The organism is SAR202 cluster bacterium (assembly GCA_016872355.1).
Classification (GTDB): Bacteria; Chloroflexota; Dehalococcoidia; order Lucifugimonadales; family VGZY01; genus VGZY01.
The window spans coordinates 1-12409 of the sequence record VGZY01000090.1 but is presented as its reverse complement, the minus strand read 5'-3'; the positions used below and the strand labels follow the sequence as shown (position 1 = coordinate 12409).

11 protein-coding genes are annotated in these 12409 nt (G+C 61.1%); 5 read left to right on the top strand and 6 right to left on the bottom strand.

Annotation, left to right across the window (positions count from 1 at the left end; all coding sequences use genetic code 11):
- The first annotated feature begins 404 nt into the window (after positions 1-404).
- From FJ319_13465 to FJ319_13445, 5 genes are all read left to right on the top strand, one after another.
- Positions 405-1214: a hypothetical protein gene (locus FJ319_13465; GenBank protein ID MBM3935281.1), complete on the top strand. Its 810-nt coding sequence runs from the start codon at positions 405-407 to the stop codon at positions 1212-1214.
- Between the two features lie 153 nt (positions 1215-1367).
- The gene (locus FJ319_13460; protein ID MBM3935280.1) at positions 1368-2651 is read left to right on the top strand and encodes a cation:proton antiporter; all 1284 of its coding nucleotides are present in this window, start codon (positions 1368-1370) and stop codon (positions 2649-2651) included.
- 92 nt (positions 2652-2743) lie between these two features.
- Positions 2744-5620, top strand: coding sequence for an anaerobic glycerol-3-phosphate dehydrogenase subunit C (locus FJ319_13455; protein ID MBM3935279.1), 2877 nt, complete (start codon positions 2744-2746; stop codon positions 5618-5620).
- Between the two features lie 151 nt (positions 5621-5771).
- Positions 5772-6431 (top strand): hypothetical protein, encoded by a 660-nt coding sequence (locus FJ319_13450; GenBank protein MBM3935278.1) that lies wholly within the window; start codon positions 5772-5774, stop codon positions 6429-6431.
- Between the two features lie 51 nt (positions 6432-6482).
- The gene (locus FJ319_13445) at positions 6483-6989 is read left to right on the top strand and encodes a hypothetical protein (GenBank protein MBM3935277.1); all 507 of its coding nucleotides are present in this window, start codon (positions 6483-6485) and stop codon (positions 6987-6989) included.
- 70 nt (positions 6990-7059) lie between these two features.
- Here FJ319_13445 and FJ319_13440 read toward each other — a convergent pair whose 3' ends face one another.
- From FJ319_13440 to FJ319_13415, 6 genes are all read right to left on the bottom strand, one after another.
- Complete coding sequence (locus tag FJ319_13440; GenBank protein MBM3935276.1) at positions 7060-8388, bottom strand: hypothetical protein; 1329 nt, start codon at positions 8386-8388, stop codon at positions 7060-7062.
- A 120-nt stretch (positions 8389-8508) separates the two neighbouring features.
- Complete coding sequence (locus tag FJ319_13435; GenBank protein MBM3935275.1) at positions 8509-9012, bottom strand: hypothetical protein; 504 nt, start codon at positions 9010-9012, stop codon at positions 8509-8511.
- A gap of 72 nt (positions 9013-9084) precedes the next feature.
- Entirely contained in the window at positions 9085-10182 is a 1098-nt protein-coding gene (locus tag FJ319_13430; protein MBM3935274.1) for an exo-alpha-sialidase, read from the bottom strand.
- A gap of 46 nt (positions 10183-10228) precedes the next feature.
- Entirely contained in the window at positions 10229-10852 is a 624-nt protein-coding gene (locus tag FJ319_13425; protein MBM3935273.1) for a hypothetical protein, read from the bottom strand.
- A 26-nt stretch (positions 10853-10878) separates the two neighbouring features.
- Complete coding sequence (locus FJ319_13420; GenBank protein ID MBM3935272.1) at positions 10879-11568, bottom strand: HYR domain-containing protein; 690 nt, start codon at positions 11566-11568, stop codon at positions 10879-10881.
- 27 nt (positions 11569-11595) lie between these two features.
- On the bottom strand, positions 11596-12150 hold the full coding sequence (locus tag FJ319_13415; protein MBM3935271.1) for a hypothetical protein: 555 nt from the start codon (positions 12148-12150) through the stop codon (positions 11596-11598).
- Positions 12151-12409: the final 259 nt, after the last annotated feature.

The following is a 12409-nucleotide window of genomic DNA, read 5'->3' as shown; positions in this document are numbered from 1 at the left end:
CCCCTCCAGAACAAGGTTCAGTATCTGTGCTCTCTTCGCTTCTCGCTCGGTCAAATGTAGTCCTCTCATGGACTGACATATTCACTGAGCAGTTACCTACTGACAATATCACTGAGCAAAGACAGCTAATCCCCATTTCATTGACACAATCCCGCCTGCTTAATTAAGATTGTTAGAGGGGAGTATTACTCCCTTTGGTCCATCGGTAACGGTTTTCTGGAAGGATCCCTTCGGCCGGGCCGTTGTACGCGGCGCTGCACAACATATGGTTACTGCCGTCCCCAGCTCTTCACGGATGACTCTCACATCCTGGACCCCGTCCCTGATTCTCCTCAGTGTGTCCGCAAACTCGTACTTGAGCCACGCCATTAAAGGAACCCAGGCGCAACTGGAGGTGCCGAATCTTGCTGCCTAACGATTCTGTCAAAGTCATCGACGCCGTAAGCCTGTACGTGAGTAGCATAAAGTCGAAAGAGGGCCATACAGTCACGCAGCAGAAGCTGCAGAAGTTCGTCAACTGGGCAGGTCCGCACAAGCACCTGGTTGAGCTGAAGCCATCCGAGATCGGCGACTACGGCGAGCAGGCTCTTGGCAACGGCGGCGGCGCTCAGGCCGTTGAGAGGCTCCAGGAAGTTAAGAAGTTCCTCACCTTCGCCAAGAAGAAGGGCATGATTGAGCATAACCTGGCGCAGCACATCCGTATTCGAAAGACTAAAACAAGGGCACGGGGACACAAGACATCTGACGAGAAGCAGACGGTGGAGCTCACCGCCGACGGCCACGCGCAGCTCGTGGCAGACCTGGAGCGATTCAAGTCGGAGCGCGCTCCCATCGCGGCCGAGATCAGAAGGGCAGCGGCAGACAAGGACGTTCGAGAGAACGCACCCCTCGAGGCAGCCCGCGAGCAGCTAGGACTGCTCGAGTCCCGCATTCGCCAGATTGAGGGCACTCTGAATGTCGCAGTCATAGCCGATGCCACCCGGACCAGCGGGCAGGCGGTCAGGGTCGGCTCCGAGGTCCACCTCAAGAACCTCCTGACCAACAAGGACTACAAGTACTGGGTAGTAGGCGCGTCCGAGGCCAAGCCGAACGAAGGCAAGATATCCGATGCCTCCCCCGTCGGAAAGGCGCTCATATCGCGCTCCGCCGGCCAGGAAGTGGTCGTCTCAACTCCCCGAGGCACGCTGAAGTACAAGATTCTCAAGGTAGTGTAGGTCTCGCACAATCCTCCAGTGACCCAAGAAGGGTCCCGGCGAATGCCGGGACCCTTGCGTTTTCACCGCCCCTTCCTCGCTTGCACGGCCGTGGCGTAAGCATCAGAATATACGGGGCTCCGCTCCAATGGCGCGCCAGGGCAGGTACAGGGTATGGACCACGATGCGCTCATCAAGCTTGTATTCCAGCTTGCGATAATCCTCGTAGCCGCGAAGGTCGCGGGCGAAATCTGCGACCGTTTCCTCAAGATGCCGGCTGTCCTGGGAGAGCTGGCGGCGGGCATAATCATCGGCCCGTACGCGCTCGGAGGCATGGACCTCCCCGTTGTCGGAGCGCTCTTCCCTCACCTGGCGGAAGGCGGGCACGAGGGGTTTTCAATCCCCGTGTCCGAGGGCCTGTGGTCCATCGCCCAGGTCGGGTCCATCGTCCTGCTGTTCATGGCGGGGCTTGAGACCAACCTTGGCCAATTCCTGAAGTACGCCAGGCCGGCGACGATCGTCGCCGTCGGCGGCGTCATCCTGCCGTTCATCTTCGGCGTCGCGCTCACGATGGCGTTCGGTTACGCCGACAGCATGACGGACGGGACGGCGCTCTTCATGGGCGCGGTGATGACCGCCACCTCGGTCGGCATTACAGTCCGCGTTCTGGGAGATATCAAGAAGCTGATCTCGCCCGAGGGGGTGACAATACTCGGCGCCGCCGTGCTGGACGATGTTATCGGCATTCTCGTCCTCACGGTCGTGGTGGGAATCAGCGCCACGGGTAACATTTCGGTCACCTCGGTCGGTTGGGTCGCCTTCAAAGCATTCGGGTTCTGGCTCGGCCTGACCGGCATCGGCATCCTTCTGTCGAAGCACATCTCAAACCTACTTGGAAAGTTCCGGTCCGGCGGCGCGCAGGTCTCGCTCGCGCTGGCGCTTGGCCTTCTTGCCGCGGGAATGGCGGAGACCGCCGGGCTGGCGATGATAATCGGCGCCTTCTCTATCGGCCTCGCGCTCTCAGGTACTGAGCTGGCGCACAAGATCGATGAGCCGCTGCGGGGCATCGGCGCCCTCCTCGTGCCAGTCTTCTTCGTCGTCACAGGTATGCTCGTAGACGTTTCCACAATGTCCGGAGTGGTCGTATTCGGCCTCGTCATCACGCTGTTCGCCGCCATCGGCAAGCTCATCGGCTGCGGCCTGCCCTCGCTCGCCGTCGGCTTCAACACCCGCGGCGCAATGCGCATCGGCGCGGGCATGCTGCCGCGCGGCGAGGTGGCGCTGATCATGGCGGGCGTGGGCATAACCCAGGGCGTTCTTGGACAGGACCTCTACGGTGTCGCTATTATGATGACGATAATTACTACAGCCGTCGCGCCCCCTCTGCTGGCCGTTCTGTTCAAGAGCGATGTCCCCCGGGGCAAAGCACGCGACGGTGGGGTGAAGGGTGAGGGGTAAAGGGTAAGGTTAACAGCCGGTTCCTGGGTTTTCACCTTACCCCTCACCCTTCACCCCAGCCCTGGAGTTCCAAATTGACAACAACCGCGGAAATGGATGTAAAGGAGCTCGTCGCCGACCTGCGACGGCTCGTGACGGGCGAGGTGCGCTTCGACAAGATGTCGCGCGTTCTGTACAGCACGGACGCCAGCATCTACCAGATCGAGCCGATAGGCGTCGTGATACCGAAGACGCCGGAGGATGTGATCGCCGTTGTTGAGACGGCGAACCGGTACAACGTGCCCGTCCTTCCGCGCGGCGGCGGCACCAGCCTGGCCGGCCAGACCGTGGGGCGCGCCATAGTCATGGACTTCTCCCGGTACATGCGTGAGGTGCTGGAGGTGAACGCGGAGGAGGGCTGGGCGCGCGTGCAGCCGGGCATCATCCTGGACGAGCTGAACCAGAAGATCGCCCACACGAAGATGGCCTTCACGCCGGACCCCAGCACGAGCAACCGCGGCAACGTGGGCGGCGCGCTCGGCAACAACTCCTGCGGCTCCCATTCGATGGTCTACGGCAAGTCCGTGGACAACGTCATCGCGATGAACGTCGTCCTCGCGAACGGCGATACAGCGCACTTCGCGCCGCTCGACCGGGAAGGCATCGCACTTAAGAAGCTGGCGAGCGGCTTCGAGGGCGATATCTACCGCAAGATGTTCGAGATTGGGGAGTCGCACCGCGACGAGGTGATCAAGCGATATCCGAAGATACAGCGGCGCGTGTCAGGCTATAACCTCGATGAGTTCCTTGACCCGAACGCCTTCAACATGGCGCGATTCGTCGTCGGCTCCGAGGGGACGCTCATCACGATCACCGAGGCGAAGGTCAAGATTACCAAAAAGCCCAGCTTCAAGGGGCTCGCGGTCATCCACTTCAACGACCTGATAGAGTCGATGGAGGCGACGGTCGCGGCACTGGAGCTCAAGCCGGACGCGATCGAGCACATCGGCAGCATGATCCTGCGCAACACCCGGAACAACCTGACCTACTCGCGCCTCACCGACTTCCTGGAGGGCGACCCCGACTCCATCCTGGCGACGGAGTTCAGCGGCGAGAGCGAGGCCGAGGTTGAGTCGAAGCTGGACGCGTGCGAGGAGCGGATGCGGAAGGCGGGGATGGGCTACTTCGTGCGCAAGCTGACGAAGCCGGCAGATCAGGCGAAGGTGTGGGAGGTCCGCAAGGCGGGCCTGGGGCTGATGATGAACGCGCCGGGGCCGCGACGCCCGCTGCCGTTCGTGGAGGACACCGCCGTCTCGCCCGAGAAGCTGCCGCAGTTCATCAAGCGCTTCGACGAGATTGTCCGCGAGCACGACACGATCGCCGGCTACTATGGCCACGCGAGCACCGGCTGCATGCACATCCGCCCGCTGATCGACCTGAAGCTGCAGGAGGGCGTGGACCGCATGGTATCCATCGCCGACAAGATCAGCGACCTTGTTCTGGAGTACGGCGGCTCCATGAGCGGCGAGCACGGGGACGGCCTGGTGCGCAGCGTCTGGAACAAGAAGATGTTCGGGCCGAAGATTTACGACGCCTTCCGCGAGGTGAAGCGCACCTTCGACCCCAAGGGCCTCATGAACCCCGGCAAGATCGTGGACTCGCCGCCGATGACGGAGAACCTGCGCATCGGCCCCAAGTACCGGCCGGTGGAGCTCAGGACGGGCTTCACCTTCGCGAAGGACGGCAACTTCGCCTCGGCGATCGAGATGTGCAACGGCCAGGGTGCCTGCCGCAAGGTCACGAGCGGCATCATGTGCCCGTCCTACATGGTCACGCGCGACGAGGAGCACTCCACGCGCGGCCGTGCAAACGCGCTGCGGGCGGCCATCTCCGGCGCGCTGCCGATGGACAGCCTGGCGAGCGAGCGGCTGTACGAGGTGATGGACCTCTGCATCGAGTGCAAGGGGTGCAAGGCCGAGTGCCCGTCCAACGTGGACATGGCGAAGCTGAAGTACGAGTTCCTGGACAGGTACCACAAAACTAATGGCTACCCCGTCCGCAACCGCGTTTTCGGCAACATTGACCAGCTAAGTAAAATGGGATCGTTCTTCGCGCCCATCTCCAACTGGTCGATGAAAGCGCCGTTCGTCAAAGAGATGCTGCAGAGCTACGCCGGCGTGGACAAGAGGCGCACTCTGCCCCCGTTCGCAAACCAGACCTTCACCCAGTGGTTCCGCGCCCGCGGCGGCTCGCCTGAGACTGCGCAGACGCGCGGGCAAGTCGTGATCTTCCCGGACACGTTCACCAACTTCAACCACCCTGAGCTGGGCCGCGCGGCGGTAAAAGTGGCAAAGGCCCTCGGCTACCAGGTGCTCGTCCCCGGCACGCGGTGCTGCGGCCGCCCGATGCTCTCCAAGGGCATGGTGGACAAGGCGAAGGCGAACGCGAGGGCAAACGTGGACCTGCTGCTGCCGTACATCAGCCGGCGCGCGAAGATGATCGCCATTGAGCCCAGCTGCGCGTCCGCGTTCAAGGACGACTACCTGGACCTGCTTGGTAACGATCCGGTCGCGAAGCAGGTGGGAGAGAGCACGATGCTGATCGAGGAGTTCGTCGTCCACGCGAAGGAGAAGGATGGGGCTACCCTTCCCTTCAAGGCAGGCCTGGGCAAGGTGATGATGCACGGCCACTGCCACCAGAAGGCCCTCGTCGGCACGAAGAAAGCGATGGACGTGCTGAAGTCGATACCCGGCGCAGAGGCTACGGAGATTCAGTCCGGCTGCTGCGGCATGGCGGGGGCGTTCGGGTTCGAGAAGGAGCACTACGACATCTCGATGCAGATGGGTGAGAAGAGCCTCTTCGGCGCGGTCCGCGCGCAGGAGGGCGACGTCACGTTCGTGACGGAGGGCATCTCCTGCCGCCAGCAGATCCACGACGGCACCGGCAAGCGCGCCAGGCACCTGGTGGAGGTGCTGGCGGATGCACTTTAGAGGGCAACCCCTACCTGCGCGCTCAATTTTCCCGGGTCGCCGCTCCGTTGGTGACGCAGGCATTGGAAACGGTCGGGATTTGTGATAGATTGCGGCCAAACAGAGGCGTTTGTTCGACGATTTGCGCAACACCAAAAGACGTGGGAACCACATGAAAGCACGACTGGGTTATCTGGCTGCAGGAGCCTTTGCGGTGCTGGCCATCGCCCTCGCGGTGGCGGCGGTCTTTTCGTATAGTTCGCACGACGGGGGGAACGGTGGAGAAGCGCTCTCCGCGAGTGCGCAGGGCGCCCAACGAGAAGCAATTGACCTGCATGGACACAGGAAGATCGAGGTCAGTCGGCCCAGCGGAGAAATCGCCCGGAGTATAGAGTTCGACAATGAGCTTACGGGTTTCGGCGTGGCAGACCTGGTGGCGATGCTCCTTGGATATTACTCTTCAGGGCCGTGGAGCCTCGCGATCATGTCGCCGGACGCCAGCCCTTGCCCTTCGATATGCAGGATAACCGAACCTGATAGCAGTATTCCTGATGCGGAATCCCGGAATCTGGTCACCGATAACTCCGTCGAAAACGGCATGAGGCTCCACGGCAGTATGATAGCGCCGAACGCGGGTGAAATCGTCTTCGTGTCCACGACGCACGAATACTGCGAACCCACTGTGGCGACTGCGGACTGCTCAGGAAGCAATGTCGTGGAGCTCGGCACGTGGCCGAGATTCACTACAGCGGAGCTCCCAACTCCCCTGCAGTTAGAGGCGGGACACCAGGTCATTGTGACCGTGGACCTGGTCTTCTCAATCGCTCCCTGAATCTCACCAAACGGATCCACTGAGGGACATGGCGTAGTGATGTCTTTCCATGTGACCAGGAGACTGACAGGCCCAGCGTTCATGGCTGCGTTTGTAGTTGCGGCGTTTTCGACCCTGTCGGGTGGGACCGCCGCCGCGCAGTCAGGCCCAACTGAGGTCCACGTCGTCGAAACCCTTGTGGTCGTCGACATATTTGCTTTGACTCCACCGCTGTCGATTCCCGTTCTGGAAACGTTGGCGGTCGTCGACATTGCGCACCTGCAGCCTCCGACGATCATCGAACGGACCGAGGAACTGACCGTTAGCGACAGCGCGACCTTGAGCCCCCCTCACCTCATTAACGTCGTGGAACACGGTACCATCGCCGACTCACCTGCTTTGCGACTACCGTACCTTATCAACATCGTTGAGCACGCGTCTCTCATCGACGCGGTTGTGGTCACGCCGTTGGGACTGGTCCCGGTGCCGGCGGTCGGCTTCGCAGGCCTGGCCCTGATTTCCGCCGCCCTGGCAGCCCTCACATTCTTCAAGGCGCGTCGCTCTAAAGTCGGGCGCTGACAGATCGGGACTGACCTCGACGACTTTGACTCGTCGGAATGACTCAACCGCCCCTTCCTCTACCCGTCGGCTACCCCTTTTCACGCCGCCTGGCAACCGCCTTCCGCCGCATCTCCTCCGACCGGTCCCACGCCTTCGCCTTGACGTCGGTCACGGAAACACCGTGAACGAGGACGCTTTTGTGGCCGCTGTCCGGGTTGGCCTCCAACGTAACCTCGAGCTTGCGATTGGCCCTCGCTCGCTGGGCCGCGATCACCCCGGCGACAACGCCCGCGGACGCTCCTGCCACGGCGCCGACGACGCCCATTCGCGCAGTCTTCGTCTCCTGGCGCTCGCGCGCGTCTCGGAGGTCCGTAGCCTCAGGGAGGGCGACAAGCGCCAGCGCGGCGTCGCCGCTGATCAGCCAGAGCAGCTCCCGCTCTATCGTTAGCTTGGCACGGAAGAGCGTCTCCCATTCGTCGAATGGGACGTTAAGCTCCTTCAGGTCGCGGTCTATCTCCTTCATCATATGGGCAACTTCATCCCAGTACGGCGGGCCATACGCTCCCTTCATCGCTCTCCAGATAACCACGATCCTGTCTTCGAACTTGTTGGCGTCCGTGGACCATGTGAGATGGGCCTTCGAGAAGGCCAGGTGCTCCGTAATCGCCGCGCGTGCGCGGTTCACCTCCCACTTTTTTCCGCTGATCACCAGGTCCGCCGGGTGCAAAATGACCTCACCGGTGGAAGTCTTGAGAATGGAGAGGTTGTCCACCACCAGGTCGTCAATCGCTCCGCCGGCAAAGAAGTCCAGTATCTTCGTGGGCAGCCGAATCATCAGCCCGGCCCGGCGGCGCGTGATCGGCCAGCCGCGCGCCTCCAGGCTCTCCTGGACCCCGTCTACAACCTCAAGGTAGTCGTTCGGCTCTACAACGACGGGCACGTGCTGGGAATCCCATCGCTTGATTAGGGTGCGCAGCTTCATGAATGGGACGAAGAGGACCATCATAATGAGCGTGAGAGCGAGGCCGAATGCATAAGGGTAGCCCCGCAACACCGCCACTAGCTTCCCGCCGATGCCGGCAGGCCTGTCCTCTTTCTCGAGCATAATGAGACCCACGACGCCGATAACCAGGGGGAGGACCAGCGCCGCGACCAGCATGGCCAGGCGGACCCATGCCTCGTTCACCCAGTCGGGCAGCGTCACGAACGATAACAGGAAGGTCCCGAATTCAGGAAAGGCGATGCCGAGGACGCTCGCTAGCCACGCCACCGAGCCGAAGGAAATGATGGAGAGGAATATCTGCCGGCTCTGCTGGACACGGCCGAAGAGCGTAATGGTGGCCCAGCCAAACGCGGTGTTGAGGATCTTTTCGGCCATCCGGGAAATGGCCGCCAGGACCGGTGTAATGAGCGCCATGGCCGCACACCTCGCAGTGTTTGGTAGGCGCAGCGCGTACGCCTCCACGCTCCATTACACCAGCCCGCGCGGCCCATTGCATCGCCGGATGTGGCGATTTCAGCTACCGAACGTGGTTAATTATTGCTGCGTGCTACTCGTAAGGTATGCTCGCGTTAACGGGGGATCGGAGAAGCTTCCGTCGAAGTCAAAGGTAGCCACGTCGCAAAGGACGGCCCACCCATCCCGGAACACATGGCTACCAAGAATAGTCACGGCGCACACGCCTTGCATTCCCTCAATCGATTTCGTCGACAGGGATACTCTGAGACCAGACCCGGGTAGGACACGGTGCGCGCCGAATTCAGCCTCGATCCTGCTGGGTGAAACAGCCTGCCCTACTATGGCTTTGAGCCGGTCAAAAGTTGGCTTCAGCACCGCTACGGCCTGCACTACCTCCTCCCTGCGATCGACGCCGCCCGCGGAGGAGGATGCAGCCCATTCTTCATCTGAAACCGTCTCCTTTCGCCTGATCCTCGCGTTGAGCGCGTGCATCGCCTCTAGCCGCTTGTCATGGCCCCTCGGATCGAACTCATCGACGACACGGTCTTGAAGGGGTTCCAGCCGGAAATTTCTAATTGTCACCGATTGGAAGTCATGGATGCTCTTGATGGGGCGATGACAGGTGGGACAGGAACTCACTTCCATCTGGTCCCCCTACGTCATGTCGCGGAGCGTCACCATATGTAGCTCTACCCTGCCCGACTTCTCCGGGTAGGTGTGGAAGACGCAGGCGATGTCGCGGTCGTTGATGTAGACCATGGACGGGTAGCCTGAGATGTAGCTGGGCTTGATGGGGATCGAGTCATCGCCGACGTTGAGGGTGCCGGCGAGCTTCCACTTGTGACCGCCGTCCTCGCTGACGCTGATATTGATGGCGCGCGTGGCGCGGTCCTCGTTGCGGTAGGCGCACGCGATGGAGCCGTTGCGGAGCTTGAGGAGGCGCGGATTGGCGCCCTTGAAGCCGGTCGGCTTGATGGGCGTCCATGTCTTGCCCTCATCGGAGGAATGGGAGTAGACGCTGTCCTTGACCTGGTGCTCGCGCACCACTGCCAGGAACCGCCCGTCGTTCAGCCGAACGCAGTCGATATCGCTGTAGTCTCGGCCCGGAGCCTGGGCGATGATCGTCGGCTTCGTGTAGCCGTTCCCGTTCGAGTCCGTGAAAGTCACGCCGGAGTGCCAGTCGGTGTCGCGCCCAAGCGTGCCCATGCATGCGAGCATGTACCGGCCGTCCGACAGCTTGTGGGGGTTCGAGGAGCCGTACATCTCCGTCCACACCGGGAAGAGGCTCACCTCCGGACCCGGCTTCGACCATGTCTCGCCGCCGTCCCTGGTGTCCACCGGCACAACGTACATCTTGTCGAACGGCTGGTGGCCGCCCAGGCCGAAGTCGATCTGGATGCCTCCCACGAACAACCGGACGAAGTCGTCCCGGAAGCGCATCATCCCACCCTGGATCATGCAGTGCCAGCTGGGGTTTTCGTGGACCACCTTCGGCGCGGACCAGGTCTTGCCATTGTCGTCCGACTTAGAGAAGACTACTGAGCCGAAGTTGCCGTTGACGGCGCCCTCGCTGTGGCCAAACGCGAGCATCAATCGGCCCGTGCTGAGGCGGTTAAGGGTCGCCGCCTTATTGACGACAACCTTGTTCGAGGGAAAAAGGGTTTTCGCCTCCAGGACTTGCAGAGGTCCGTTGGTCAAAAAGCTTGGGTTGGGTGTTTGCATGTCGGGCTCCCTTTGGTGAGGCTCCGCCATACTCTATACCCATGAAGATGGGGCGTAAATAGGCATGCGCCTTCGGTTACGGCACCGGGTGGCGGTATGCGGCAGCCTTGGTCACCGAATCCGTCATCACCCATACCTCGCGTCCCCATGCGGCGCCTGTGAGCTCGGACTTCTGTCCGATAATGACGTTCCCGTTGGGGGCCACCATAGTCCCGTAGTACACCCCATCGTCGCGAAGCCACAGCTTGGACCCGTCCGCCATGATGATGATATCGGACGCGTCTCCACCCGTGACCTTCATTTTGACGCCTGAGCCGAATGTGATCTCTTCCGCGACACGAATAACGAGCGGCTGGCCGTTGGAAAGATCGATCGTGATCGTGCTGAAAGCATCCACCGTGAGATCGACGAAGTGGTAGTCGCCGCCCACGAGAATGAGGTTGTCCTTCGGGGCAGATTCTACCTTGCCATAGCGGCCCGGCATCAGCATCAGTGCGCCGGCCTGCGCGTCCTTGGGTTTGCGCAGGATGCCGCCGGTCCCTTCAGGGTTCGCATTCACAGTCGGCAGCGTGACTTTCTGGACCGTCGCGCCCTCGGTCACGGCGCCCGTCGACGCCCCCTTCTGGACCTTCACCACGCCGGCCGAGGTAATTTCACCCGCCGATGATCCTGGGCCGGCCTTAACACCACCCGCTGTCATAACACCGCCTACCGAGGACTTGGTCTTCAGGTCGACCTCACCGTTCCCCCCGACCAGTCCCCCTCGACGACCGCGCCGACGCCGATGTCCGCACCCTTGGGCCCCGCAGCCAGGATTGCATAGTCAAGCCCCACATAATGGACAATCACGTTGAAACTCCCTGTTCTGCTGTTCCCTGCAGCGTCGGTGGCGGTGCAGTCTATTTGGGTCGGTCCGAGAGGAAAGAGCGTCCCCGGTCCTGGCGCACAGGATACCGACGGGGAAGGGTCGAAATCATCGGTGGCGTCAACTATGTAGTTGTATACAGTCCCCGATGGGGTGCTGACACCCAGAATAACTTCGCCGGGCAAATGCAGCACCGGCGCGGTGTGGTCCGGCAAGAACTTCTGCGCGAGAGGAAACGCATCGAAAACGGCGCCGGCGGAATATGGCGCGTCGCAGAAGCCGTTGTGATCCGTGTCCGCGCAACCCGAAAGCTCAATCCAGTAATTGCCGCCTGCAGGGGCAGGCTGGTAAAAGGCGTTCCCTGCGCCCAGTACGTCTGAAGCCTGAGTCGTATTGCCGAGGAAGTTATTGTTGTAGGCGCTGTTGCTGCCTGAGAAGGTCAGCCTCACGCCGTGCGTGTTTCCCTGGAGAGTGTTCTCCTTAAGCACGTTCGAATACGATGAATTCACCAGCGTGCCGTAGACGTTGCCGGTGCTTGTGTTGCCGGACACAACGTTCGCAATAGACAGGTTGTTCAGTTAAATGCCGTAAGTAGCGGCAGAGACAATGTTGCCCTCTATCAGGTTATCCAGCGATCCAACTACATAGATCCCAAACTGGTTGGCGGTAAACTCGTTATTGCGAACAACGTTGGAATTGGATGAGTTCACCTGTACGCCGTACTGGGTATTGCCGGTGATTACGTTGCTTTCGATTGTGTTGCCGCTGGACGAAACGAGCTGTATTCCGGACGAGCCGCCGGTGACCTTAAGGTTCTTGACGGTTACGCCCGACTGCGAAAAGACATACACTGCTGCGCTTGAACCGTCGCCGGTGAGGGTGTGCCCGTTGCCGTCCAGCGTTATCCCGCTTCCGGCAATTCTGATCTGCCCGCTGACATCTGAAGTCAGTATGCAGGTCTTCGTCGAAGCGTTCCATGCCCCCATCGAGGAGCAGTCTCCGCCCGTGGCGTCGTCAATGATCGATCTCGCGGCGGCGTGGCTGACGCCCGTAGACGCCATTGCCAGGGCGGCAAAGGCAATCGCAAATGCCGTGGCGGCCTGCCAGCGGAGAGACCATCTTGTGACCGTCATCCTGGTGAGCTCCTGAAAAATCCTTCGACCACCGCACCTCCACACCTGAAAGCTACGTGGTACTACGTACGTGGTTTGGGCTTTGGCTAGTATAAATGGCGCACGAATGCCGATCAATGTCCCCCGGCGGCGGCTGCATTGGTGCAGTGATAGTGTCAGGGGTTAAGGGAGCAGTGAAAATGTCAGTCTATGAAAGAACTGACAATGAGCGAGAGAGAGGCTAAACGAACGGTAGTGTTGAACGCTGTCCTTGAGAAGC